The organism is Streptomyces sp. So13.3 (assembly GCF_005860785.2).
GTDB classification, from domain to species: Bacteria; Actinomycetota; Actinomycetes; order Streptomycetales; family Streptomycetaceae; genus Actinacidiphila; species Actinacidiphila fildesensis.
The window spans coordinates 158,618-183,722 of the sequence record NZ_CP048835.1 but is presented as its reverse complement, the minus strand read 5'-3'; the positions used below and the strand labels follow the sequence as shown (position 1 = coordinate 183,722).

Here is a 25,105-nt window from a genome sequence, read left to right as displayed (position 1 = left end):
CCCCGAACCCTAATGTGCCGGGGCGAATCCTCCCCAGACCGCGGCGGAGCCGCCCGCGGTCCGCCCATCGACGCGGTAGCTGTCGTCCGTGGCGCTGCGCACGCCGGTGGTGTGGTTGTACTGGGCGGCGAACTCGTGCTGCCCGGCCGGCACGGTGCGGCCGGGCTTGAGAACCCAGCGGTAGACCAGCGCACCGCCGGCTTCCCGGACGGTGACGGTGAAGTCGTCGCTCGGCAGCGTGCGCCAATTGCCGGTGTTCCGCACGCCGCCGGTCTGCGCGATGCGCAGTTCCACCGTGAGTGAGGTGAGCGGCCGGGTGGTCTTGAGAGCGAGGTTGCTCTGGGTCCAGTACACGGTGCTGTGCGGGTCCACCGAGCCCTTCGACCACAGCGGGCCGTTCTGGATCCGGTTGCCGGTCGACGGAGTGGGGCGCGAGCTGCCGGGGGTGGCGGTCGGGCTCGGACCGGTGGTGGTGTGGGTCGACGGCGCCGGACGGGAAGTGCCGGCCGGGGTCGGGACGGCGGGAGCGGTGGCGGTCTGCGCCGGCGACGCTTTTCCGACGATGCCGGCGACGGCGAAACCACCCGACGCCAGGATGCCGACGGTAGCGAGGCCGGCGAGTGCCGCCTTGGGCCATGACCACGTGATCGACGGCGAGCGGTGCCGGACGGTGGCGCCGGCCGCGCCGCGCTCCGTGCGCGCCAGCATCCTCGCGCGGTCGGGCTGGTGGGCCTCGGCGGCCTCGCGCAGCCGTCGGCTGATCTCGTCGTTCACCGAGCCCTCCTTCCCGCCGCCAGTTCCCCGGCCGCTCGTGCGCCAAGGATCCGTTCCAGTTCGGCCATCCCCTTCGAGGTCTGGCTTTTCACCGTGCCGATCGATATGCCCAGTGCCATCGCGGTGTCCTTCTCCGACAGGTCGAAGGCGTGGCGCAGCACCACGCACGCTCGCTTGCGGAACGGCAGTCGGTCGAGTGCCGCACGGACGTCCAGCACGGCCGCCACGTCCTGCGGCTCCACCCCTTCGGGAGTGCGGGACCAGAACAGCACGATCCGGCGTCGCTCGCGGATTGCACTTCGGATCCGTTCCCGCGCCAGGTTGGCCACCACGCCGCGAGCGTAGGCGAGCGGGTGGCGTGCCGTACGGAACCGGTCCCAGTTTTGCCACAGGGCGACCAGGGCATCCGCGGCGAGGTCGTCGGCCGCGTCTGTCTGGCCGGTCAGGAGGTGGGCGAGACGGGCCAGTTCGGCGTAGTGGCGTTCGAAGAAGTCGTGGAACTCCGCGGACGCGTCATCGAGGAGCATCTCCCTCGGTCGCCCTCTCCCTGCTATGTGCGCGTTAACAACCGGCTGGAGCGTAACAGTGCCCGTCACCGCAGCCCGACGGTGGGTTGACATACGGTCAATGCCGGGCGAATTGAACGCGGGTCGCTTGCGCGACGTCCGGTTTCAAGGCGATCCCGTCAACGGTGAGTCGCTCTCCGTAGATGTCGGTGACCCTGATCGCCCCGCCGCATCCGCTGCCGTCGGTGGAGAGGAAGTAGTTGAAGTCGGCGCGAGGCAGCTGCCGCCAGCCGTTGGCGGTGCGGAGCTCAAGCACCGCCAACGGGTTCCGGTGGCCGATCACCTGGACGCCGCACCACCAGCGGCTGGACCCGGTCTTGTACCGGATGGAGATCGTGTTGGGCGCGGTGGGGCTCAGCAGCGTCCAGGTGATCGGGATCCGGCCGAGCGAGGGATTGGCGAGTTTGACGAAGGCCTGCTGGCTGAGGTCGAGCTGCCCGGGCGCGCAGGGCAGGGGGCACTCGTTGACGATACGCACCGTGATGGAGGCCCCGTTGGCGGCGCGGACCAGCACGTACGCCCCGCACGCCTTGGCCGACTCGTAGTCGGTGTGGTTCATCGCCGCGATCATGAGATCACTGGACGGGCCGTACAGGCAGGCACCATTGCCGTCACCTGCGGCATAGGAGGTCGCGACTCCCTTGTAGCTGACCGCGGGCTTGATCCGTCCCGCCAAGGATGTCGCTCGCGCGGTACTGGAGGCCGCGGGTGTCCGGGTACCGCCGGCTGACGGCGGCGAGCTTGTGACCGGCGGCCGCGCCGATGCGGTCGTGGCGCCGGCCGCCGCGGCCGAAGACCCGGAACCGGACGGGACGCTCGCTGGGGCAGCTGCAACGGAGGCGCCGGCGCGACGCCCGGCATCGGCCCTGCTCCCAGGGAGAAGCGCGATGGCCAGACAGGCCAGAACCCCGACGGCTATCAGCGCCGACGCAATGCTGATGGCCGGCCCGCGCCCGCGCCGCGGCTTCGGAGCGCGGTGGTTCGTTGTTCTCATGCCCATCCGTTCGGTTGATCGAGTCGACGATGTACCTCTCAGTGGCCGCCGGCGGCGAAAAGGTTGCCGATCCGATGCCGGCATCGCTGCGACCGGGGCGGGCGGCGACACCGGTGACTCCGAAACGGGGGGCCGCAACGCCCGGAAGGGTCACGCATAGCTCGTAGTTGCTGAAGCACGATATGCGTGTCGCGGACGCGGAGGCACTCCGCCCCGTTCGTACGATGTTCGAGCTGTAGCGGGGAGCTCGTCCTTGATCCCCGTGAGTGATCCTTCCCGGCAGAGGCCACGTCTCACGCCATCCAGGCCACACCGGGGCATACGCAATGTTGAGGACAGTCCCTGTCAGGGCGGTGCTGCGGCCGTTCGGTGCGCAACTGTCAGCGGCCGTGGCGCGCCGTGCGACGGGGACGCGTACGGCTGCGGGTGGCGGTGAACAACGTCGCCGCGACGGCGAAGGCAGCGGCCAGGCCCGCGGCCGTCCACACGGTCGCTGAGCCGCCGCTGCCGTTCCTGGCCATGTCGTCACCGGCCTTGGCGGCGGGAGCCGACGGGGCGGAGGTGGGTTTGCCGACCGCGGCCGGGGACGGGCCGGGCGAGAGGTGGTGGTGGCGGTCAGCACCGTACGGCCGCCTGCGGCGTGGCCGGCGGTGAAGGCGACTGCGCCGAAGGTGACACGGTTTCCCTTGATGGCTCCGAGAGGGGCGCCGTCAGCCGCGATGATCTTCGCTCCGGCAACTGTGTCGTGTGCTTCATCGGCTGGCCGGGATCCTCGTTACTTGACGGCGGACTGGGCCGAGCCGAGTGCGTCCGCGCGGTGACCGCACCCGGCAACAGCCACGACTTCCAACTGGTCGCCGGAAACAGCGGCAAGTGTGTCGACGTCAGCAATATCTCCACCGCACGCGGCGCAGGCGTCCACCAGTGGACGTGTGACACCGGCAGCACCCTGACCACCAAGAAGAACCAGATCCGGCGGCTCACCGGCGAGGACCGACCGGCCCCACCACCGGGAACGACACATGATCGGGCATCGGCCCGCCGGCTCAGCCCGGCGGGCCGATGCCTTTCACGTCGGCGCCGCGGTCGGTGGGCATCCTGCCATTGCAGGAGAATCTGCCGCCGTCGTGGACCGGGACAGCCCAGGGCACGGAACGGACGGACGCACCCAGGGCGTCTGAAGCCGCGCACGCCTCAGGCCCTCGCCGCAGTCGCCTGCCTACCCAAGCGGGGCAAGGAAGACATCTGCCGCGCCAGTCCGGAGTCAGCGGCGATTGAACAGCGTCTCATCCACGGTGACAGCGTTGGCGCCTTGGCTGGCTGGAGCATCGAGAGAACTGATGCTCCAGCGGCCCTCCCGTTTACCTGCCTTTGGCGCAGAGGATACCTTTGCCGACGCCAAGGTGTGGCGCCGTACGGAGCGGATCGCTCCCCAGAGGGAGTGGCAATGAAACTCACGGATGCGGACCACGCGGGGCTGGTTGTCGCGGCGCAAGCCGGTGACGACCGGGCGCGCGAGGAGCTGATCGCCACGTATCTGCCGTTGCTCTACAACATTGTCGGGCGAGCGCTGAGCGGACATGCCGACGTCGACGACGTCGTCCAGGAAACGCTGCTGCGCGTGGTGCGCGACCTGCCTGCCCTGCGTGCCCCGGAGAGCTTCCGGTCCTGGCTGGTGTCGATCACGCTCCGTCAGATCAGTACTCATCGGAACCGGCAACGGGCCTTCTTCCGCCGGACCGCGGTCATTGACGAGGCACGCCAGATACCGGATGCCGGCGCCGAACCGGGGGACGTGACGATCCTGCGTCTGCATGCGTCGGACGAGCGCCGTCAGGTTGTCCACGCCGGCCGGTGGCTCGACCCGGACCATCGGGTGCTGCTGTCGCTGTGGTGGCAGGAAGGCTCCGGCTCGCTGAGCCGTGACGACATCGCCGCCGCGACGGGGCTCACGGTCGCCCACGTCGGAGTGCGTCTGCAACGCATGCGCGAGCAGCTGGAACTGTGCCGGACGATCGTCGCCGCCCTGGAGGCAGACCCGCGCTGTCCGCAGTTGGACGAGACCGTCGTGGGCTGGGACGGTCTCCGTACTTCGGTGTGGCGCAAGCGGATCGCGCGGCACACCCGCGGATGCCTGGTCTGCGCGGCGTCGACGACAGATCGGGTTCCGGCCGAACTACTGCTCTTCAGTCTCGCGCAGCTGGCGGTCCCGGCCGGGCTCATCGCCGCGCTGGCCGCCAAGGGCCTGTTGTCGGGAACGGCCGTGAGCGCCGCCGGGCAGGTCACGGCACAGGTCGCCGTCGGCACGGCGACGGGGGGAGGCAGTCTGCACAGCTCGCTGATCGGCAAACTCCACGCGGTGACCGCTCATCAGCTGGTGGGCCTTGCCACCGGCGCGGTGCTCATCGCCGGGACCGCCACCTACGCGACCTGGCCCGAACCGGCGCATCGGGTGCCTGGCGTCAACGCCGCGCCCACGGTCGGCAATCCCACGCCGATCCCGTCGCGCACCACCGCGTCGGCCGGACCGTCCCCGGTGAGTCCGTCCGCCGTCGCGGGCACTGTCCCGCCGGGCGCACAGTCGCTGGAGTCCGTGGACGAGCCCGCCCTGTACCTCACGTATGCCGGAGACTTCGCGACGCTCGGCCGAGTCTCCGCGGCCAGCAGCGCGCAGACACGGCAGCGAGTCACCTTCTCAGTCATCCGGGGGCTGGCCGACACACGGTGCGTCACCTTCCGCGCCGCCGACGGCCGCTATCTGCGCCATCGTGACCTGCGGCTACGGCTGAGCACCAACGACGGCAGCGAACTGCTCCGTGAAGACGCCACCTTCTGTCCGCGCCCCGGAGCGGTCGCCGGGGCGGTAACCCTGCACGCGCACAACTATCCCGGATCGGTCCTCCGCCACCGCGACGGTGGCATCTGGCTCGATGGCTCCGACGGCACTCAGGCCTTCGCCGGCCAGGCTTCTTTCATCGTCCGCAGGGCCTGGGCTTGAGAGCCGCTCCCTGAGCATGTTGGACCGAGTAGTGCTGTGACGGCTGGTGATCCTGCACCACGCCGTTCTTACATCGGCGGTGAGCCGAGTGCTGCCCCGAACGCCAGCTTCGATCCGCATTCATCGACGGCTGCCTCGCCGTGACGGGTCTGAAGTCTGATCACCGCCACCGCCACCGTAACCACTCCAAAGACCTTCACTGATGATCAGGACGGCGCGCCCTTTCCACAGGGACGACCAGACCGTGGGGCTTGGCATAACGCTTTTTGTCTGCGAGATGCATCACTGAGCAATCGTTCGGACGGCGCGTCTTTTCTGTTACGAGACCGCGAGTTCGGAGGCCTCCACTTCGTGGGGTGTCTTTCCCGCCGCTCACCGCGACGTGCCGGCGTGGCAGGTTCCCCGACTTCCCCCGTTGACGTATCCCCTGAAGAAAGCCGCTCCAATGACGCGACACATCCATGAACCCCGGGCGACCGGTCCACAGGAACGACCTCACGTCCTGCACCGCACCCACCCCGCGGCGGATCAGGCCGTACCGGCCGATGCGCGCACGATCACGGCACCCAGAGTGACCCGCGACCCCCGAGGAGAATCATGAAGGGCCTGCACAGGCTCGGCAGGCGTCGCCGGACATGGACGATAGGACTGTCGGCCGCGGCGGTGGTGGCCGGTGTCGTGACGCTCCTCCCCTCCGCCGGAGCCGCAACCCTGGGTACGCAGGCGGCGCCCTCGGGCAGGTATTTCGGCACCGCTGTGGCCGCTGGCAGGCTCGGCGACTCGACGTACGCCGCGATCGCGGACCGGGAGTTCAACATGATCACCCCGGAGAACGAGATGAAGTGGGACGCCATCGAACCGTCCCGCGGCAATTTCACCTTCGGCCCCGCCGACCAGATCGTCAACCACGCCACGGCACACGGCCAGCGCATGCGCGGCCACACCACGGTCTGGCACTCACAGCTCCCGACCTGGGTCAGCTCCATCCGGGACGCGAACACGCTGCGCAGCGTGATGAACAACCACATCACCACCGAGATGACCCACTACAAGGGCAAGATCTACGCCTGGGACGTGGTCAACGAGGCGTTCGCCGACGGCTCCACCCAGCACCGCAGCTCGGTGTTCCAGAACGTGCTGGGCAACGGCTTCATCGAGGAAGCGTTCCGCACCGCCCGGGCGGCCGACTCCTCGGCCAAGCTCTGCTACAACGACTACAACATCGAGAACTGGTCGGACGCCAAGACCCAAGGCGTCTACAGCATGGTCAAGGACTTCAAGTCCCGCGGCGTGCCGATCGACTGCGTCGGGTTCCAGAGCCACTTCGGGACCGGCGGCCCGCCGTCCAGCTTCCGGAGCACCTTGTCCAACTTCGCCGCCCTGGGCGTTGACGTCCAGATCACCGAGCTGGACATCGCCCAGGCATCGCCAGCCAACTACGCCAACACCGTCAACGCCTGCCTGTCCGTGGCCCGGTGCACCGGCATCACGGTATGGGGCATCCGTGACAGCGACTCCTGGCGCAGCGGCGACAGCCCCCTGCTGTTCGACAACAACGGCAACCCCAAGGCCGCGTACACCGCAGTCATGAACGCCCTCAAGGCCGCGCCCGGTCCCGCCACGGGCGGGACGACCGGCGGGACCGGTACCGGGGAGATCAAGGGCGTCGCCGCCGGTCGTTGTATCGACATCAACGGCTCCTCCACCGTCAACGGCACCCAGGCACAGCTGTGGGACTGCAATGGACAGACCAACCAGCGCTGGACCTACACCTCCGGCAAGCAGCTGATGATCTACGGCAACAAGTGCCTGGACGCCATGGCCAAGGGCACCAGCAACGGCACCGCGGTGGTCATCTGGGACTGCAACGGCGGCGCCAACCAGCAGTGGAACATCAACACCAACGGCACGATCGCCGGTGGCCAGTCCGGGCTGTGCCTCGACGCCGTCGGCGCGGCCACCGCCAACGGCACCAAGATCCAGCTGTACTCCTGCGGGTCCGGCAGCAACCAGAAGTGGACCGGCCCGTCCGGGACGTCGACCCCTCCGCCGACGGGCAGCCCGTGTTCTCTTCCGTCGACGTACCGCTGGTCGTCGACGGGTGCGTTGGCGCAGCCGGCGAACGGGTGGGCCGCGCTGAAGGACTTCACCAACGTGGTGTACAACGGCAAGCACCTGGTCTACGCGTCGAACGTGTCGGGTTCGTCGTACGGCTCGATGATGTTCAGTCCCTTCACGAACTGGTCGGACATGGCGTCGGCCGGCCAGAACGGGATGAGCCAGTCCACGGTGGCGCCCACGCTGTTCTACTTCGCGCCCAAGAACATCTGGGTGCTGGCGTACCAGTGGGGTGCGTGGCCCTTCATCTACCGCACGTCGAGCGATCCCACCAACCCCAATGGCTGGTCCGCGCCGCAGCCGCTGTTCACCGGCGGTATCCCGGGCGCCGCCCCGATCGATCAGACGCTGATCGCCGACGGCCAGAACATGTACCTGTTCTTCGCCGGTGACAACGGCAGCATCTACCGGGCGAGCATGCCGATCGGGAACTTCCCCGGCAACTTCGGCTCGTCGTACACGACGGTCATGAGCGACACGGTGAAGAACTTGTTCGAGGCGCCGCAGGTCTACAAGGTCCAGGGCCAGAACCAGTACCTCATGATCGTTGAGGCTCGGGGTGCCGGTGAGCAGCGCTACTTCCGCTCGTTCACGGCCTCCAGCCTGAGCGGTTCGTGGATCCCGCAGGCCACCAGCGAGAGCAACCCCTTCGCTGGCAAGGCCAACAGCGGTGCCACCTGGACCAACGACATCAGCCATGGTGACCTGGTCCGCAACAACCCCGACCAGACCATGACCATCGACCCCTGCAACCTGCAGTTCCTCTACCAGGGCAAGTCTCCCACCGCCGGCGGTCCCTACGACCAACTGCCGTACCGGCCGGGTGTCCTTACCCTGCAGCGCTAACCCGCCTGATCCACGGTGATCGCGATGTGATGCGCTCTACCGGTGCATCGGACAAGCGGCTTACGGCGTGGGCAACTCCACCTGCTGACACTCCGGATCGACTTCGCGATCTCGCGTCGGACCGGGCAGGAACGGAACGGCCACCGCGTGATCGACGGGGGTTGTGTGGACTCCCGAAGATTGTGCGGTGGCCGCTGGGCCGCAGCGCACCAGCCGCCTGGCGTCTCACAGCAGCAAGGGCTGACCCGCGGGCGCCGCAGGCCAGGGTTCCCCTCGGCGGGGACCGAGACCCTATAGCCCACCGCACTCGGGGCGATGGGTGAGAAGCGGCTGAGCCGGGGCGAGCTGGCGGAGGCCGCCGCAGTCAGATGACGAGCTCGTGCATAGTTGGGACTGGCGCGTCGGGATCTTGATCGTTGATCATGTTTCGTGTGGTGGGCAACCGAGCGCGTGCAGCGATCCTCCGGAGTCATCGGGTCACAGGGCTGTCGCCTGACGTGATTGCTGAACTCGTTGCTGAGATCGGCCCGGTGTGGCACGAGCGGCACCAGTTGGCGTTGGTGTCGCGCCTTCGTCGCAAGGCTGGGCTGTAGGCGCTGGGGCGAAGTACAGGCTGGTCTTCATCGACCACTGCTGGTCACCCTCCATCACCTTCGCCACGGTGCTACTCACAATGTTCTGGCCTGCTGGTTCGGTGTCGACGGCTCTACGATCACCCGCGCCATCGGCGAGGTGCGGCCCCTGCTCGCGACGCGCGGCTGCGCCATCTCAATGGTGTGCCGTCGGCGTCGGTGAGGACCATGGACTTGACGGCGTTCTGCTTGTTCTTGCCGGAGATGAACTTCTCCCGGTCCTTGCGTCCCGCGGCAGGCGGACGCGTCGTGACACCGCCACACCGCAAGTTCAAGAAGAACGCACCGCACTGGTACGAAGAGATCCACGAATGCCAGCGCAAGGCCCACTCCTCACGCCGCATCCGCGTCGAGCACGGCACGGGACTGATCAACCCGGCGTTGGTCCTCACCACCGCCATGGAGGGGCCCCTGATCTGCGGAACCGCATCGATCCTTTCACCGCCGTCATGAGCCGTCAGCTCGACCAGCGACGTGAGCCCACCACAACGCCGGCAAGGCACGTCGAATCTCCTCCTTCGAAGCCCTGCTCCGATCAGGCCATCTCCGCTGTGATGGCCCAACGTTCATGGTCTCTCCACGCCCCGTTGATGAATTGAAAGTCGGCCGAGTAACCCTCCCGCACGAAGCGAAGGCGCTTGACCAGGTTCAACGACGGCGTGTTCTCAGGTTGGATGTTCGCTTCGAGCCGATGCAACTCCAACGTGCCGAAGGCGAACTGCATGACGAGTCCGAGCCCTTCGGTCATATAACCGTGGCCGGTCGTGGATGCGTAGGCGGTATACCCCAGAGTCCCGCTCTGGATCGTGCCCCGGACGATGTTGTTGATGTTGACACCGCCAACGATCGCGCCAGTGCCTTGCAAGCAAATTACGAAGCCTTCGTGAGTGGATTGCTCGAACCGACCGAGGTAAGTCTCGAAGGCTTCGAAGGACGAGTCTCGAGCCGACAGCCAGCGCCGCAGCATCTCAGAGCTCTCGCGGGCCAGCCCTTCGAGCTCCTCGTAGTCTTGGCGACAGACGTGGCGGATAGCTACCCGTGGCCCTTGCGCAAGATAGGTCGTGGAAGACATGGTGGAAGACATCGAGGAACCCTACGCAGCCCGCCCAGCAGCACAACCGCCAGGTTGCCGGCTGGCAGCTCTCCCCCCCCGTGGCCTCGGCTGCAGTGCCCGAGCTCACCACCTGCTCGGATCCTGAGGCGGGCGATACGCACGGCAGCTGTGAAAATAGGCGCCAAACGACAAGCCCTTGACCTGCACAGCTCGCCAGTCACGCCAGGCCGTAGGGTTCCGGGCATGTATGCCGACAGTCCTCTGGAACCCCGTGCCCTCCTGATCAACGGCACCGTCGGCGTCGGCAAGACGTCGGTGGCAGAGGCAGTGGGCGGTCTTCTCACCGAGTCCGGGGTGCCGAATGCCGTTATCGACCTCGACTGGCTGAGGCGGTCTTGGCCGGCGGCACCGGGAGACCGCTTCAACTTCGGCATGATGCTGCAGAACCTGCACAGTATCGCCAGCAACTACCTCGCCGCTGGTGCGGTCCGGATGGTCCTGGCCGGTGTGGTCGAGGACTTGGACGACCGGAAGCAGTGCGGCGACGCGGTCGGTATCGGTCTTTCGGTGTGTCGGCTCCAGGTCGAACTGCCGGTGGTCCACCAGCGACTCTCCCGCCGCCACGAGAACGAGCCTGAAGCGCTGCATTGGCACCTGAAGAGATCCAGTGAACTGGCCGGGATCCTCGACGGGGCAGGAGTCGATGACTTCACCGTCGATGCCACCACACTCCCCATTTCCGAGGTCGCTGCCGCCGTTATCGCAACAGTTGGCTGGCCGTGAGGCCGCGGGCCCCGATCGTTCGAGTGACAGTCTTGAGATCACGGGGGAGGAGCCTTGCGAGCTGGCACATTCACCATCAGCGGCTCTCAAAATGAGCCGCCGGGCCACTACCCAACTCTCTCCCCGCCCTCGCTACTGGCGCCACAACGTGCTCAACGTCCGTCTCGCCGAAAACCCTCCTCTTGGCATGTCAGCATCAGACACAGGCACCGGCCGCGGTGTACGCGGTGCTGCCCGCCACGGTGGAGCGGATCTACATCACCGCCGGTGACCCGTGGCGCGCCGACGCCGCCCGCTACCCGTTCCTGCGCGACGCGGTCGCTGCGTGGCTGAACGCGCCACCCGGGGAGGGCTGGAGGGTGGAGGCGTCGCGGGGCAGGGACCGGATGGCCGGGCACCTGGTCCGCCCGCGCAACCCCGTCGGCCGGTGGCAGCGCGGCGAGCAGTACACCGAGATCCGCTCGGTGGGGGAGTGGTTCGAGGTCGGCGACGCTGACCCGGCCACCGTGCGGGACGCGTTCGTGGAGCTGTGGAAGGCCCTGAAAATCCTCTGGTCGGACGTGACGGTGATGGGCTCCCCGTCCCAGACGGGCCGTGACCTGTGGACCCGCACCATCCCGGCGAAGACGGGTGCGAAGTGGGCCGACGGTTACCCGGTGATGTCCGAGGAGATCCGCAGCCTCATGCATGTCACGGCCGGGCAGGGCCGCACGGAGCTGATCCTGCCGCCGTACGTGCCCGAGCAGCTGCCGCGCCTGATCGAGCTGGACCGGACCTTCGCCTACGCCAAGCACGCCTGGGCCTCCGGCGTCGGCACCCCTCGTCGGGTCACCGCCGCTACGTTCGCGGCGATGTCGGACAAGGAGAAGGTCAACGCGTTGTTCGCGCCGTCGCACTGGCAGGTGCGGGTGACGGTCCCCGACAGGTGGGAGCACGTCGGGATTCTGCCGGCACCGTCGGCCGGGGACCGGGCGTGGGAGTACCCGTCGCAGGGCGGCGGCTCGTGCGTGACGTGGGCCGGGGGAGCGGAGGTCAACCTGGCGCTGCGCAACCCGATCGCCCCGTGGCGGATCGAGATCCTCGACGGCCTGGTGTGGCAATCCGGCGACCCGCTCAAGGCGTGGTCGAAGAAGCTGAAGGACGCCTGGTCGCTGCTGCGGGGCAAAGCAGAACTGCACGGCGATGAGCGCGGCCGCGAAGCCGCCCGCCTCGCCTCCCGCGGGGTCCGCTCGATCCTGCTCTATGGGATCGGCGGGTTCGCACAGCGCCCGCGGATCGTGACCGGCACGGTGCCGGTCGGCCAGGACGCCCCGGACGGCGCGCGGATCATCGCCGCCGGCCGCCGCCGTCGCGGCCTGCCCCGAAATCTGGCGCAATCCCTACCCGTGCCTCGTGTCCGGCGCCCTATGCCCGCAGGTCGATGGCCCGGAACGGTTTGCACGCTCTGGCTCGAATGCGGCCTTTTGAGTAATGATCCACCGGTTGTTGTCGGTTGCCGCTGCTACATCTGAAAGGGAGACGGGCCGCACCGGGCGGCCCGCTCGTGGAGGGGGACTCCTCATGCCCGAAGGCAAGCACTACCGGCGCGGCCACTGGGTCAACAACTCGACCCGTGGGGCGAAGAGCAGCAGCAAGTGGATCGGCTTCGCGGTCGCAGCCGTCCTGGGATGGGGGGCGCTGCACGGCGGCTTCAGCACCAGCACAGACACCAACAGCACCCCGACACCGACGCCGACCGTCGCCCAGCCGGCCGCCGCCCGGTGAACCGCCGCTGGACACGCTGGCGGGCGCTGCTGCCGCCGCCGCCACGCCACCGCAACGAGCGCATCGCCGCCGTCATCGCCGGCTTCTTCGGCTTCCTGATCGTGCTGCAGCTGGTCCGCGCCGCGCTCGGGGCGCTGGTGCGGGCCTGGTACTTGCTGCCGGCCCTGGCCGCCGCAGCCGCCGCGGTGGCTCTGGTGCTGTGGGCCCGGCGACAAGCTGCCCACCGCGCCCGGGCGCTGCGCCTGAAGGACCTGTGCCTGACGCTGGCCGAGCTGGACGCCTTGGACCCGACGGGGTTCGAGTTGGCGGTGCGGGACCTGATGATCCGTGACGGGATCGCTGCTCGGCATGTCGGGCAGCGCGGCGACCAAGCCGCCGACGCGGTCGGCACGGACCCGGTAGGGCGGGTGTTCGTCGCGCAGTGCAAGCACACCACCGTCGCCGGCCGGGTCGTCTCGCGCACCATGTACGAGGTCAAGGGCACCGCCGGACCCGTGCACGGCGCCGACATCGCGTTCGTCGTCACCAACGGCGGCTTCACCCGCGACGCCAAGACCTGGGGCGAGATCAACCACGTCCACTGGCTCGACCGCGACAAACTCCGCCAGTGGGCCGAGCACGGCACCTCCCTGCACAAGGTGCTCCGCATCCCCGCCCGCACCCGCACACGGATGCGCCGTCAACCGCAGGTCACCGGGTAGGCAGACGCGTCTGCCCGCCTGGACACTGCCTCGCCCGGTACCGGCGTTGAGAGGGCGCCGACGGGTAGCGGGCTGGGAGGGGGCGAGGATTGCGCAGGGTCGTGCTGATCGGGTTGCTGATGGTCGGAACAGCATCGGTCGGCATGGCGGCAATGCACCTGTTGCTCGGACGCTGGTGGCGGGACGCGGCGGAACTGGCTGCCACGGTGACCGCCGGTATGGCAGGCGGTGCACTGATGCTCCCCTGGGCGGGCTGGAGCGGAAGGCGCCGGTAGGTAGGCGGCCCGTCCGGACCCCGGGGAACAAGAGTTGGTCGGCAAGGTCACACCGGTCCGCAGCTTGCTCCGGGAAAGGAACGTTTCTGAGAAAAGGATATCGCGGTACGGGTGTGCGGGGCGTACTCGATCGGGCGAACGAACCCCGTTTTGGTTATGCCTCACACGGCGCGGGGCGCTGGCGGGGAATCACCGCATTCGGCGGCCAGTGCCTCGGCTGCTGCGCGGGCGTCGCGGGCCCGGCCCTCGGCGTCCTGGGCGAGGCAGCGCCTCAACGGCCTATCGGCCGTCGGGATCCTGGCGCACCATGGCACCTGGCAACGGGTGCTCCTGCGCTGCAAGGGTGGTGAGTGCGTCGCGCAAGCCGGCGCGGGCGGTGACGCCGAGTTTCGGAAAGACGTTGTAGAGGTGTCCGCTGACCGTTCGGGCGGAGAGGTGCAGCCGTTCGCCGATCGCTTTGTTGGTCAGCCCCGAGGCCGCGAGTGTGGCGATCTGCAACTCCTGCGGAGTGAGCAGTATGTCCGTCGTGTCGGCCTGCCTGCGGGACATGCCGGTTGCCCCGAGTTCGTTTCGCGTACGGCGGCTTCGACGAGGTCGTAGGCGACGAAGAGTTGTAGTTGCCGGGCGGTTCCGGGTTCCAGTCCGTGGGGGCTGATCTTGGTCGCCTGGGTGTACGCGGTCTCGTAGTCGCCGCGTCCGATCGCTGCGAGGGTTCGTACGCGGTAGACGTGCTGCGGCACGATGAAGGCCTGACGGGGGATCGACCAGGCGAGCATTTCCTCCAGGGGCTCCTCGGCTTCTTCCTGTTGTCCGAGGGCGGCTGCGGCCAGTGCTTTGCTGTAGTGCAGGAACCAGACGAAGTTGACGTACCCGTAGGATTCGGCGCGCTCCAGTCCCTCCTCGGCGAAGCGTTGGGTGTCGTCCCACCGTCCGGCGAGGTAGCTTTCCGCGCACAGCAGCATGAGCGCGTTGGTGACGGCGGCGACGGCTCCGGTACGGGCGGCGTCCTGCCACACGCGCAGCAGTGGTTCGCGCAGGTCGGCAAGGCGGTCGACGTCATTGGCCACATACCCCACGCGGATGATCTGCCCGGGGTCGAGCTCGGTGGTCAGGGCTGCGATCTCTTGGTCCAAGGTGTGCAGCGCCTGGGGGGAGACCAGGGCGGGATTGGATACGACCTCGGAGCGGATGAGCACGCCTTCCGGCAGTTTGCCGCGGTACTTCTCCACCAGCTCGAGGTAGGGGTCCCACATCTCCTTGCGGCCGTTGAGGGAGGCGATCACCGACAGGACCCAGATCGCGGCGTTGATCTCCTCCGCGGTCGGCTCCAGGCCAGGGGCTTGCAGGGCGGTGGTCAGGACCCGGAAGGCGGAGATGACGTCGGCGTCGGAGTACAGCATGAGGGAGGCCGCGGCTGACGCGGTCGCCAGCGAGCTGACTCCTGCGTCCAGCTGCCGGGCGTCGCTGAGCAGTTGCGAGACCGATTGCAGGTCTCCCATCACCTCGGCGGCGAAGTAGGCGGCGCCGGCCAGGCGCTGGGATCGGTGCTCGGGATCCGGGCTCAGATCGGCCGACCGGGTCATCGCCGCCACGGCCGCAGAGGGGTCGCCGCGTTTAAGGGCCTGGATCGACTCGTGCTGCAGGAGAGTGGCCACCTCCTCGTCGGGGCCGAAGGACGCTTCGGCGAGGTGCCAGGCGCGGTGCCCCGGATCGGAGTGCCGGCAGTTGGCAAGGGCCCGGTGGGCTTGGCGTCGTTGCTCCGGTCGGGCCAGTTCGACGACAGCGGAGCGCACCAGCGGGTGACGGAAGACAACCGAGTGTCGGCTGTCGACGGTGATGACGCGCTCACGTTCGGCGAGGTCGAGCTGGGTGGCGGCATCGGGTCCCACTACGCGCTCGTCGGACAGGACCTGGCCCGAGCCGTCCAGGGCGAGCAGCAGGAGCAGGTCCCGGGTCTGCGGCGTCAGCGCGGCGATGCGGGCAGTGAAGATGCGGGTGAGTCGCTCGGTGAGTGGCAGCACGGTGGGAAGGGTGTCCGCCGTGGGGTACCGGTCCGGCGTCAGCGTTGTTGGGAGCTCGACGAGGGCGAGCGGGTTGCCCTGGGCTTCGGAGACGATGCGCCGGCGCATGTGCTCGGCCAGGTCCGGGTGGCGGGCGAACAGCAGGGCTTCGGACTGCGCGTCGTCCAGAGGATGGATGGTGAGGCTGTTGACGTCCCCGCGCGTGTGCAGGGGCTGCCCGGTGGTGCGGACTGCCGAAAGCATGCGCACAGAGGTTCCGGCGACCCGCCGCGCGACGAAGGAAAGGACGTCGGCGCTGGCGTCATCGAGCCACTGGGCGTCGTCGATGATGGCGACCAGCGGTTGTTCGCGTGCGGCGAGCAGCAGGACGGACAGGGCCGCGGTCGAGATGAGGATGCGCGAGGGCGTCGCGCCTTCGCCGAAGCCCAGAGCCACGCGGAGGGCGCTGTCGTGGTCCGGGTCGAGGTCGGAGAACAGGGGGAAAAGCGGCACGAGGAGCTGGTTGAGGCCGGCGAACGCGATATTGGCCTCAAACTGGGCGCCGGCGGCCCGCAACGTCCTCATGCCGCCGGCCTGGGCGAGATCGGCGGCAGCATCGAGCAGAGCGGACTTTCCCACACCGGGGTCACCGAACAGCGTCAACGAGCCGCCCAGCCGGGCGGTGTCGTCGATCACCGTTTTGATGAGGTCCAATGCGCTGGACCGGCCGGTCAGACTGGGCGCGGCGCTGCGATCCCCGGTTCCCGGATGCTCTGCGCTCATGCGAAGGTGCCTCTTTCCGAATGCGGGTGCTGTCACCTCAGGGAATGCGGCAATGCGGTACCGGGATCCCTCGGCGGGCCGAGTGCGCAGCGGGCTGGCCGAACGCGTCGAACGCGAGCAGCGGACCTGGCCGGGTCCGCGGAGACGCGGGTCGGCGGGACCTATTCATGATCATCTTCTCTGTTCGATGCATCCCTTGCTGTCCCGATTCTATTGGACGCCGTTCCGCCTCGTACTGATCCACGAACTCGCAGGGGGTCTTATAGGCGGCGGTCCGCAGTCTGTCTCGGCTCGCGGTGTCGCAGCTGATGCTGCAATGCGGCCACGGCGTGGGGCGGCCGTCCTGGGGACGGCCGCCCGTTCCCGCCGGGGGGTCGTTTCAGGCCGTGGCCTAGCGGGTGGTGGTGGCGGCGTCCTCGATGAGGTGGGTGACGGTGCCGGGGTGGGAGATCATGGCGACGTGGGAACTGCTGATCTCGATGGTGTGTGAATGGGCGCGCTGGGCCTCGAAACGCTCCACCGGTGCGCCCAGTGCCTGGTCCTGCTTGGCGACCAGGGCCCAGGACGGGATGGTGTGCCAGGCGGCGGCCGTGGGCGAGGCGGCGAATGCGGCGGCGGCGATGGGGCGCTGTTCGGCGGCCATCACAACAGTCTGTGAAGCGGGCAGGTCGGCCGCGAACACGGAGCGGAACAAGGTGGGGTCGACGTACAGGTCCGAGCCGCCGGTGCCGTCGGCGTTGCTGAAGGGAATGGGGCGCAGGGAGGGGTTCAGTGCGTTGGTCCCGGGGAATTTGTTGGCCAGCGCGCCGAGGTTCTCGCCGGTGTCGGGGACGAGTGCGGCGATGTAGACCAGGGCCTTGACCTGGGGGTCGTTCGCGGCGGCCTGGGAGATGACGGCGCCGCCGTAGGAGTGGCCGACCAGGACGACCGGGCCCTTGACGCTGGCCAGGACGCTGGCGATGTAGGTGGAGTCCTGGGCCAGGCCGCGCAGCGGGTTGGCCGGAGCGATGACCGGGTAGCCGTCGTGCTGCAAACGCTTGACCACGCCGTTCCAGCTCGAGGAGTCGGCGAACGCGCCGTGCACCAGCACCACCGTGGGCTTGGCGGCGGTGCTCGAAGCTGCGGGGGTGGTCTGGGCGGAGGCCAGCGGGGTCAGGGACAGGCTGGCCGCAGCCGTGACGGCGGCGGTGACGAGCAGGGTGTGCAGGCGGGGACGGCGGACGGACATGGCGGATCTCCTCGGAAGGTGGTGGGGTCCAGTGGGTCAAAGGGAGGTCAGCTCAGGTGATGCTGAGGGCCAGAAGCGCAGGGGCCGTGGCTGGTACGGGCTGCCCGTGGTTCTGGAACAGGTCGTCGGGCAGTGGGTGCATGGCGCACACCAGGGTGAGGAAGCGGTCCATTGTGGCGCTCACGGGTCCGATGCGGACGGTGGTGTGCTCGCGTGCCGCGCGTGCGTGGGAGCGCAGCAATGAGTTGAGTCCGGAACAGTCGATGAAGGTCACGGAGCTGAGGTCCACGGTGACGGCTACCGGTGGGCAGCGCAGCCAGGCGTAGATCTCGGCTTCCAGGACCGGTGCGGTATCCAGATCGATCTCACCGCCCACGCGCAAGGTCACGCTGTTCGAGGTGCGCTGCCCGGTGATCCAAAGCCCCGGGGCGGGTTGACGAGGGCAGTTCCCTGCAGGAAGCGGATCGGCTGTGCTCACGCGGCCCTCGACGCGGGCTGCGGGATCCTGCGCCGGCGTTCGGTCAGGCCGCCCCATATCCCGGATAGCTGGCGGGTGTTCAGGGCGAACGCGGCGCACCTGTTAAGGACCGGGCAGTCCTGGCAAACGGCGACGGCGCGTTGTTCGCGCCTGCGTCGGCGGTGGCCGCGTTCGCCGGGGGGTGAGAAGAACACGGCCGATGCCATGCCCTGGCAGGCGGCGTCGGCCTGCCATTGCCAGACGTTGACCAGGGGAACGAGGGGACTGGCGCGCATGGTTGATTTCTTCTCCTCAGCCAGGGGCTTCATCGGGTGTTGTGCGCCTGTCCCTTTGCTGCCCTCGACGTGGCTGCCCAGTTGGGGACAGGAGGCGGGCGGGCCGTGGACGGGCAGGTGGCGGCAGCGGCCGTCACCTGCCCGTCCACGCGGAGTCAGGCGGCGAGGAAGTCCACCAGTGCGGTGTTGACCTGCTCCGCGTGGGTCCACAGCAGCCCGTGGGGGGCGTCGTCGATCTCGACGTACTGCGCGGCCGGCACGGCCTGGGTGAACACCCGCCCGGTGGCGTCGATCGGCAGGATCCGGTCGGCGGTTCCCTGCAGGATGAGTGCCGGCACGTCGATCTTGGCGATGTCGGCGCGCATGTCAGTGTGCCAGCTGGGCACCACGGCCGAGGACGCGAACGGCGACATGGTCGTGGCGGTGTTCCAGCTGCTGCGTACCGCCTCTTCGCTGATGCGGGTGCCCAGGTTCACGTCGAGGTTGTAGAAGTCGTTGAAGAAGTTGGTGAACCAGGCGTACCGGTCTTTCTGCGCGGTGGCGATGATGCCGTCGAACACGTCGGCGGGCAGGCCGGTGGGGTTGTCGGGGGTCTGCAGCAGGAACGGTTCGATGGGTGCGAGGAACGCGACCTTGCGCAGGTTGGCGGTGCCGTAGGTGCCGATGTAGCGGCCGATCTCGCCGGTGCCCATGGAGAAGCCGACCAGGGCGACGTCCTTGAGGCGCAGCACGTCGAGCAGCACATCGAGGTCGGCGGCGAAGGTGTCGAGGTCGTAGCCGGTGGTGGGCTGGCTGGACTGACCGAAGCCGCGGCGGTCGTAGGTGATGACCCGGTGCCCGGCCGCGAGGAGCGCTGGGATTTGCAGCTCCCAGGACTTGCCGTCCAGCGGGTAGCCGTGGATCAGCACAACGGGCGAGCCCTGCCCGTGGTCCTCGTAGTACAGGTCGACGTCGGTGGTGTTTTCCTTGGCAACCGTGATGTAGGGCATGGCGCTGCTTCCCTTTCGGAGGGATGGGATGTGTCGGGGCGGCGCTGCGGAGATAGCTGCCGGGTCAGGGGCGGCGCAGGGCTTGGACCGCGAACGCGGCGACCTCGTGGTCCTGGGCGGGTGATCCGCCACCTGCGCCGAACGCCCCGACGACGACCCCGGCGGCGTCGATGATCGGGACGCCGCCGGCGACGAAGGCCAGCGGGAGCGCGGTGGCGGTCTGGATCGACGACAGCGGGGCGCCGGACTGCACCGCCGGGGCCAGGTCCGCAGTCGCGGCGCCGAAGTACACCGCGGTGCGGGCCTTGGCCCCGGAGGTGTCGATGGACGCGAGCGCCGCACCGTCCGTCCGGGTCACCAAAACGGTGTTGCCGCCGCCGTCTAGGACCGTGAAGGTGCACGGAACCCCGAGCTCAGTGGCCTTGTCGACACCTGCGGCGGTAGCCGTGGCCGCGTCGCGAAGGGTCAGGATGACCGGTGAGATCTGTGTGAGCGGCATGGCCATTCCCCTTCAGGTGGTGCCGGGTGGTGCTACTTGCCGGTGTAGGGGGCGGCCTTGGCGAGGTCGGGGCGGGTGACGGGGTGGCCGTCGATGGTCTGGTAGGTGGCTGCGGAGCGGCCGAGGGTGTCCAGGAGGGTGGCGGGACCGGCGAAGGGCTTGCCGCCGATGTGCCAGCCGTCGGTGTGGAGTTCCTCGATGAGGACCCACACGATCTCGCGGAAGGCCTCGGATCCCTCGAACTTGACCATGACCTCGGTCAGGGCGGCGGCCATGTCGTGCTTCTCCTGCGTGGTGAACACTCCGTCGACGAGCTTGACGTTGACGAACGGCATGAGGTGCTCCTAAGGATGCGATGGGGCTGCCCCGCCGAGCGGCGGGAACAACTGAATCCTCATCCCGCAGGCCCGCACACCGCATCAGTCATCCGACCTGACTGCAGCGGGCTCTTTGTGCGGCCCCGCGGTCACTCCACGTCATCGCCGCCGCAGGCCAGTCCGCCGCGCCGCGGGCGGTGCGCTCGCCATTGGCGGCATCGGACCGGCACCCGCGGGCGCTCATCGGCGTTTCGGTGCAGAAAGCCGGGTCGGATGACTCATGCACGGCCCGGGAGCTGCGACGACCATGGTCAGGGACGGCGCAGCCGCCGAACACCTCACCGACGAAACGAGAGATCCCATGTCCGAGGAATCCAACAAGCACCTGGTCGCGGAGGCGTTCGATGCCTGGGCCGCCGGCACGGGAGGGGTGTTCGACCTCCTGGCCGAGGACGCGAACTGGACCATCGTCGGCAACAGCGTCGCCTCCGCCACCTACCCCACCCGTGCGGCGTTCATCGACACGGTCATCACCCCGTTCAATGCGCGGTTGAGCAGCCCGCTGGTGCCATCCGTACGGGCGCTGTACGCCGACGGGGACACCGTGGTCGCCCTGTTCGACGCGAGCGCCACCGTGCGTGACGGCTCCCGCTACGACAACACCTACGCCTGGTTCCTGACCATGCGCGAACACCGGATCGTCAGCGCCGTCGCGTTCTTCGACAGCGTCGAGTTCAACGACTTCTGGGCCCGGGTCCAGCCCGCCTGACCCCATGGCCCGTACCGCTCCGTTCTGATGATTGGCCGTGCACACCATGTTCATCGTGATCCTGAACTACACCGCTCCGCTCGACGAGATCGACCGCCACCTGGAGGCCCACAACACCTGGCTGGAGGAGAACTTCGCAGCCGGGCACTTCATCGCCTCCGGCCGCCAGGACCCCAGGACGGGCGGCCTGATCTTGGCCAGGGCCAATGACCGAGAGGAGCTGGGCCGCATCCTGGCCCGGGACCCGTTCGGCAGGAACAAGGTGGCCACGCACACGGTCATCGACTGGCGCCCCTCGCGCGCAAGCGCCGAGTCCCAGTGGCTGCTGCAACCGTGATCCCCGCAGCGGCGACCTCCGCAGGACCTGCCGGGCTCGGCACCTCGCGCACGGTGCGGGCCGGTGTCCTGGAGGTCGCCTACTACGAGGCCGGCCCTGCCCGGGGCCCCGCCGTCCTGCTGCTGCACGGATTCCCCTACGACGTCCACAGCTACGTCGACGTCGCCCCGGAACTGGCCGCAGCCGGCCTGAGGATCATCGTCCCCTACCTGCGCGGCCACGGCCCCACCCGCTTCGCGGACCCTGCCACCGCGCGGTCGGGGCAGCAGGCGGCACTGGGCGCCGACGTCATCGAACTGCTGGACGCTTTGGGCCTGCCGCGCGCGGTGCTGGCCGGCTACGACTGGGGCGCGCGGGCCGCCAACGTCGTTGCCGCGCTATGGCCCGAGCGCTGTGCAGGGCTGGTGTCGGTCAACAGCTACCTCATCCAGGACATCAGCGTCGCGGGCCGGCCCCTGCGACCCGACCTGGAAGCCGGGTTCTGGTACTTCCACTACTTCGCCACCGAACGCGGCATGCGCGGCCTGACCGCCAACCGGCGCGACATCGCTGAGGTGATCTGGCGGCGCAACCCGCCCGACTGGGACTTCGCCGACACGCTCCTGGACCGCACCGCCCGGGCCTTCTTCAACGAGGACTATGTGGACGTGGTCATCCACTCCTATCGGCACCGGCTCGGGCTGGCGCCGGGAGACCCGTCCTACGAGGAGCTCGAGCGGCAGCTCGCCCGCCAGCCTGCCATCACCGTGCCGACGATCACGCTGGACGGGGAGGCGGACGGCAACTTTCCCGCCACCGACGGCTCCGCTTCAGCCGCGCACCTCACCGGCCCGCGCGAGCACCTGCGGGTGCCGCATGCCGGGCACAACCTCCCCCAGGAGTGCCCGGCCGCGTTCGCGGCCGCGGTCCTCGACCTGGCCCTGCCCGATCCAACGGCCCGCCCCCAGCCCAACCGCTCCTCATAACGGTGGCCTCCATCGTGACCTACCGAAGGACCAGGACCATGCGCGCAGCCGTACTGACCGAGTTCGCCACCTCGTTGCACCTCACCGACATCACCAAACCCGTACCCGGCCCGGGCCAGGTCCTGGTCAAGATCGCTGCCAGCGGCGTGAACCCCCTGGACACCAAGATCCGCGCCGGCCTGGCCTCGCACGCCCGTACGGTGCTGCCCGCGGTGCTGGGCCTGGACCTGGCCGGCACCGTCGAAGAGGTCGGCCCCGGCGCGACCGGGTTCTCTCCCGGCGACGAGGTCTACGGCCTGAGCGGCGGCGTCGGTGACCTCCAAGGATCGTTGGCCCAGTACGTTGCCGCCGACGTCCGACTGCTCGCTCACAAGCCCGCCACCTTGACCCTGCGGGGCCGCGGTCCTGCCCTTGGCCGTCGTCACGGCCTGGGAGGGGCTGGTGGACCGGGCCCAGGTCGGCACCGGCCACAAGGTCCTGGTGCACGGCGGCGCCGGCGGCATCGGTCACGTCGCGGTGCAGATCGCCCGCGCCCGCGGCGCCGAGGTCTTCGCCACCGCCTCCGCGACCGACGCCGCGCTCGTGCGGCAGTTCGGAGCCACCGCGATCGACTACGCCACGACCGAGGTGCAGGAGTATGTCACCGCACACACCGGTGGCGAGGGCTTCGACATCGTCTTCGACACCGTCGGCGGCGCCGTCCTGGACGACTCCTTCGCCGCGGTGCGCACCTACACCGGCCACGTCCTGAGCGCCCTCGGGTGGGGAAGCCACAGCCTGGCTCCGCTCTCCTTTCGCGGCGCGACCTACTCAGGGGTGTTCACCTTGCTGCCCATGCTCACCGGCCGCGGCCGCGAGCACCACGGCGAGATCCTGCGCCAAGCCGCCGCCATGGCCGACGCGGGCCTGCTCAAGCCGCTGCTGGACCCCCGCCGCTACACCCTGGACACGGTCGCCCAGGCCCACGCCGCCGTCGAGGACGGCTCGGCACACGCCAAAATCGTGGTCGACATCGAGATCTGACCCGGCACCCGGTCGGCCAGCGCACAAGAGCCCGGTAGCGCGACCAGTGCGCTACCGGGCTCGGCGTCACGGGCGCCGACGGGAACCACAGGGCCCCGCCCACAAGCCCGACCCCGCGGCGGCGCGCCAACGCGCTCACCGCCACCCCCGGAGCCCTGGACGACTTCTTCGACCCGCTTTGAGACCCCGGTCCCCGGCGAGAACGCCATCGTCTGCACCGGCGACGCGCACGCGCGGGGCCCTGACGGTGCGCTGATCAGCGCACCCATTCGTAGTCATCCTCCTCGGCCCGGCCGGCCGGCGGCCGTCGTCGCCGAGCAGGTCGTCGACCTCGTCCTCGGTGAGTTCACGCGTCTCGTCCAGGACGATCAGGAAGCTTCGCCGGCGCCCAGCGCGCCGCGCATTCTCCTCGTACCACGTCCGCGTCACTCGTCCCCGATCACGACCTGTCAAAACTTCTGACAGCAACACCGGTTTCCTGGGCCGTTCCTACTCGGACCCCAGGCCCGCGAGATGGTCGCGGGGCGAGCCGCGGCCCCTGCCTGCCAAGGCTTCGAAGGGCGGCCCCCATACCCACCTGCTACAACCCCCAGCCGGCAATCGAGAACCGTCACCCCTCGGAGGATCGTGGGGGGGTGCTCGGAGCGCTGCATGCGCCGGGCGTGGTGCTGCTGCCATGCCCTGGTGCGTTGGATCTGCAGATCGTCCAGCCCGGTCGCCGCGGACAGGGCTTCGCCGGTGATCCCGACGGGCTGCTGCGCCAGGGCGCGCAGGATCTTTCCGGCCCACAGCTCCTCGGGGATGAAGGGCCGTTGGTCGTACTCATCCTGCAGGGTGGTGAGGTGTTCGGGTGAGCAGGTGGCGATCAGGCGCAGGCCGTCACGTGCCGGGTCGCGGGCGTGAACAGCGGAGGAGTCCCGGACGACGGCCAGGCGGCACCCGTCGGTGAGCCGCCGGGCGCACACGTCGCAGATGTCCGTGTGCGGGATGGGCGGTGAGGGGTCGTGTCTCATGCGGTTCTCCTGCCCTTTCCGTGCCGTGTCGCGACCGGGGGTGTCGCTGAGTGGGCGACAGAATGCCTATCGGGCAGTGCCGCGAAAACCTATCGCGTGTGAAGTAGACATTCGCTTCCGGGTGTGGGTAGTGTTCTGGTCGTAGTCAAGAAGGAAGCAGGGCGCGGCAGACACGAACTGCCGCGCGGAGTGTGTGGCACGGTGATGGAATCCGGCGGCCAGTGCAGTGCTGGTGGGTCGCAGGGTTGATTGCCGGGCCGGGCCGCCCCGGGAGGGGCCGCCGCGCAGGACCGCAGTAACGCAGTACGGCACGTGCAGGTCTGACACGCAGTACCCGAAGTACCGCATCACGCAGGACAGCAGTACCAGATGCGGTTGCAGTACCAGCAGCGCAGTACACAAGTGGTCTCTCGGTGAAGGCGTCGGGCTGCGGGCGCGCGTGCCGAGAGGTTCGGCAGTGGGGTTCTAAGCCAGAGCGGTTGCAGTACGGGCGACGGGGCTGGCTGCCGGACGGTGGTGCGGTGAAGGCCACCAGCAGTACCCGCAACACAGCTGTACGGCAGTACCAGCAGTGCAGTGGCATGAAGTTCTCTTGGTGAAGGCGTCGGGCTGCGGGCGCGCGTGCCAAGGGGTTCGGCAGTGGGGTTCTAAGCCAGGGCAGTTGCAGTACGGGCGACGGGGCTGGCTGTCGGACGGTGGTGCGGTGAAGGCCACCAGCAGTACGTATCACCCGTAGTGCGCAGTACCGAACGAGCAAGTGATTGATCCAGAGGGAACGGAGGGGTTGAGCGCCATCAGGATCGCCCGGGCGAAGTAGTGGGCCCGGGTACCGCAGGACATCGATAGTGAGGTGGTCTCCGGTCACGCATCAGCGATCCCCGTACCCCCGACTGATTACCGGTCGGGTGCGGACACAGTAGGCCG

The 25,105-nt window shown here is 68.8% G+C and carries 27 protein-coding genes and 1 pseudogene; 15 read left to right on the top strand and 13 right to left on the bottom strand.

Features of this window, described 5'->3' with window-relative positions; genetic code table 11:
* Positions 1-9: 9 nt before the first annotated feature.
* From C8250_RS00885 to C8250_RS00870, 4 genes are all read right to left on the bottom strand, one after another.
* The gene (locus C8250_RS00885) at positions 10-774 is read right to left on the bottom strand and encodes a hypothetical protein (protein ID WP_138357022.1); all 765 of its coding nucleotides are present in this window, start codon (positions 772-774) and stop codon (positions 10-12) included.
* Positions 771-1,301, bottom strand: coding sequence for a SigE family RNA polymerase sigma factor (locus C8250_RS00880; RefSeq protein ID WP_138357023.1), 531 nt, complete (start codon positions 1,299-1,301; stop codon positions 771-773). Before C8250_RS00880 ends, C8250_RS00885 begins: the two co-directional genes overlap by 4 nt.
* Positions 1,302-1,398: 97 nt before the next feature.
* The gene (locus tag C8250_RS00875; RefSeq protein ID WP_306665068.1) at positions 1,399-2,016 is read right to left on the bottom strand and encodes an expansin EXLX1 family cellulose-binding protein; all 618 of its coding nucleotides are present in this window, start codon (positions 2,014-2,016) and stop codon (positions 1,399-1,401) included.
* Between the two features lie 698 nt (positions 2,017-2,714).
* Complete coding sequence (locus C8250_RS00870) at positions 2,715-2,855, bottom strand: hypothetical protein (RefSeq protein ID WP_187144675.1); 141 nt, start codon at positions 2,853-2,855, stop codon at positions 2,715-2,717.
* Between the two features lie 926 nt (positions 2,856-3,781).
* Between C8250_RS00870 and C8250_RS00865 the strand changes: the two genes are divergently transcribed.
* The 4 genes from C8250_RS00865 (at position 3,782) to C8250_RS43165 (ending at position 9,381) form a co-directional block, all read left to right on the top strand.
* Complete coding sequence (locus tag C8250_RS00865) at positions 3,782-5,332, top strand: sigma-70 family RNA polymerase sigma factor (protein WP_138357025.1); 1,551 nt, start codon at positions 3,782-3,784, stop codon at positions 5,330-5,332.
* Between the two features lie 597 nt (positions 5,333-5,929).
* Complete coding sequence (locus C8250_RS00860; RefSeq protein WP_138357026.1) at positions 5,930-8,296, top strand: non-reducing end alpha-L-arabinofuranosidase family hydrolase; 2,367 nt, start codon at positions 5,930-5,932, stop codon at positions 8,294-8,296.
* Between the two features lie 501 nt (positions 8,297-8,797).
* Entirely contained in the window at positions 8,798-9,091 is a 294-nt protein-coding gene (locus C8250_RS43170; protein ID WP_306665067.1) for a transposase family protein, read from the top strand.
* An 86-nt stretch (positions 9,092-9,177) separates the two neighbouring features.
* The gene (locus C8250_RS43165) at positions 9,178-9,381 is read left to right on the top strand and encodes a hypothetical protein (RefSeq protein WP_232486209.1); all 204 of its coding nucleotides are present in this window, start codon (positions 9,178-9,180) and stop codon (positions 9,379-9,381) included.
* A gap of 82 nt (positions 9,382-9,463) precedes the next feature.
* Here C8250_RS43165 and C8250_RS00850 read toward each other — a convergent pair whose 3' ends face one another.
* Positions 9,464-10,012 carry a GNAT family protein gene (locus C8250_RS00850; RefSeq protein WP_232486208.1) on the bottom strand — a complete coding sequence of 183 codons (549 nt, stop codon included), beginning with the start codon at positions 10,010-10,012 and terminating at the stop codon, positions 9,464-9,466.
* Between the two features lie 213 nt (positions 10,013-10,225).
* Here C8250_RS00850 and C8250_RS00845 point away from each other — a divergent pair, with 213 nt between their 5' ends.
* The 5 genes from C8250_RS00845 to C8250_RS44400 all read left to right on the top strand — a co-directional run bounded on the left by C8250_RS00845 (position 10,226) and on the right by C8250_RS44400 (position 13,505).
* Positions 10,226-10,765, top strand: a complete 540-nt coding sequence (locus C8250_RS00845) for an ATP-binding protein (protein WP_138357027.1) — start codon at positions 10,226-10,228, stop codon at positions 10,763-10,765.
* Between the two features lie 182 nt (positions 10,766-10,947).
* Positions 10,948-12,276 (top strand): hypothetical protein, encoded by a 1,329-nt coding sequence (locus C8250_RS00840; RefSeq protein WP_138357028.1) that lies wholly within the window; start codon positions 10,948-10,950, stop codon positions 12,274-12,276.
* 49 nt (positions 12,277-12,325) lie between these two features.
* Entirely contained in the window at positions 12,326-12,529 is a 204-nt protein-coding gene (locus tag C8250_RS00835; protein ID WP_138357029.1) for a hypothetical protein, read from the top strand.
* Positions 12,526-13,230 (top strand): restriction endonuclease, encoded by a 705-nt coding sequence (locus C8250_RS00830; RefSeq protein WP_244808929.1) that lies wholly within the window; start codon positions 12,526-12,528, stop codon positions 13,228-13,230. The genes C8250_RS00835 and C8250_RS00830 overlap by 4 nt, the downstream gene beginning before the upstream one ends.
* Before the next feature lie 143 nt (positions 13,231-13,373).
* Complete coding sequence (locus C8250_RS44400; protein WP_269770875.1) at positions 13,374-13,505, top strand: hypothetical protein; 132 nt, start codon at positions 13,374-13,376, stop codon at positions 13,503-13,505.
* Positions 13,506-13,784: 279 nt separating this feature from the next.
* Here the strand turns inward: C8250_RS44400 and C8250_RS00825 are convergent, their stop codons facing one another.
* From C8250_RS00825 to C8250_RS00790, 8 genes are all read right to left on the bottom strand, one after another.
* Positions 13,785-14,003 (bottom strand): helix-turn-helix transcriptional regulator, encoded by a 219-nt coding sequence (locus tag C8250_RS00825; protein ID WP_187144674.1) that lies wholly within the window; start codon positions 14,001-14,003, stop codon positions 13,785-13,787.
* The gene (locus C8250_RS00820; protein WP_138357032.1) at positions 13,970-16,288 is read right to left on the bottom strand and encodes an AAA family ATPase; all 2,319 of its coding nucleotides are present in this window, start codon (positions 16,286-16,288) and stop codon (positions 13,970-13,972) included. Before C8250_RS00820 ends, C8250_RS00825 begins: the two co-directional genes overlap by 34 nt.
* A gap of 391 nt (positions 16,289-16,679) precedes the next feature.
* Positions 16,680-17,516: an alpha/beta hydrolase gene (locus C8250_RS00815; protein WP_138357033.1), complete on the bottom strand. Its 837-nt coding sequence runs from the start codon at positions 17,514-17,516 to the stop codon at positions 16,680-16,682.
* 52 nt (positions 17,517-17,568) lie between these two features.
* Positions 17,569-17,904 carry an STAS domain-containing protein gene (locus tag C8250_RS00810; RefSeq protein WP_187144673.1) on the bottom strand — a complete coding sequence of 112 codons (336 nt, stop codon included), beginning with the start codon at positions 17,902-17,904 and terminating at the stop codon, positions 17,569-17,571.
* An 86-nt stretch (positions 17,905-17,990) separates the two neighbouring features.
* The gene (locus tag C8250_RS00805; protein WP_138357035.1) at positions 17,991-18,269 is read right to left on the bottom strand and encodes a WhiB family transcriptional regulator; all 279 of its coding nucleotides are present in this window, start codon (positions 18,267-18,269) and stop codon (positions 17,991-17,993) included.
* Positions 18,270-18,424: 155 nt separating this feature from the next.
* On the bottom strand, positions 18,425-19,258 hold the full coding sequence (locus tag C8250_RS00800) for an alpha/beta hydrolase (RefSeq protein WP_138357036.1): 834 nt from the start codon (positions 19,256-19,258) through the stop codon (positions 18,425-18,427).
* Positions 19,259-19,322: 64 nt separating this feature from the next.
* Positions 19,323-19,757, bottom strand: coding sequence for a heme-binding protein (locus C8250_RS00795; RefSeq protein ID WP_187144672.1), 435 nt, complete (start codon positions 19,755-19,757; stop codon positions 19,323-19,325).
* A gap of 32 nt (positions 19,758-19,789) precedes the next feature.
* Complete coding sequence (locus tag C8250_RS00790) at positions 19,790-20,092, bottom strand: 4-oxalocrotonate tautomerase family protein (RefSeq protein ID WP_138357038.1); 303 nt, start codon at positions 20,090-20,092, stop codon at positions 19,790-19,792.
* 343 nt (positions 20,093-20,435) lie between these two features.
* On the opposite strand from C8250_RS00790, the gene C8250_RS00785 reads away from it, so the two are divergent.
* From C8250_RS00785 to C8250_RS00765, 6 genes and pseudogenes are all read left to right on the top strand, one after another.
* On the top strand, positions 20,436-20,843 hold the full coding sequence (locus C8250_RS00785; protein WP_138357039.1) for a nuclear transport factor 2 family protein: 408 nt from the start codon (positions 20,436-20,438) through the stop codon (positions 20,841-20,843).
* A 46-nt stretch (positions 20,844-20,889) separates the two neighbouring features.
* Positions 20,890-21,180, top strand: a complete 291-nt coding sequence (locus tag C8250_RS00780; protein ID WP_138357055.1) for a YciI family protein — start codon at positions 20,890-20,892, stop codon at positions 21,178-21,180.
* Positions 21,177-22,145: an alpha/beta hydrolase gene (locus tag C8250_RS00775; RefSeq protein ID WP_244808928.1), complete on the top strand. Its 969-nt coding sequence runs from the start codon at positions 21,177-21,179 to the stop codon at positions 22,143-22,145. Before C8250_RS00780 ends, C8250_RS00775 begins: the two co-directional genes overlap by 4 nt.
* 38 nt (positions 22,146-22,183) lie before the next feature.
* Positions 22,184-22,378 (top strand): annotated as a pseudogene (locus C8250_RS43160) (quinone oxidoreductase); the annotation flags it as partial.
* Positions 22,379-22,556: 178 nt separating this feature from the next.
* Positions 22,557-23,168, top strand: coding sequence for a zinc-binding dehydrogenase (locus C8250_RS43155; protein WP_244808927.1), 612 nt, complete (start codon positions 22,557-22,559; stop codon positions 23,166-23,168).
* A gap of 635 nt (positions 23,169-23,803) precedes the next feature.
* Positions 23,804-24,022 (top strand): hypothetical protein, encoded by a 219-nt coding sequence (locus C8250_RS00765; protein WP_187144671.1) that lies wholly within the window; start codon positions 23,804-23,806, stop codon positions 24,020-24,022.
* Positions 24,023-25,105: the final 1,083 nt, after the last annotated feature.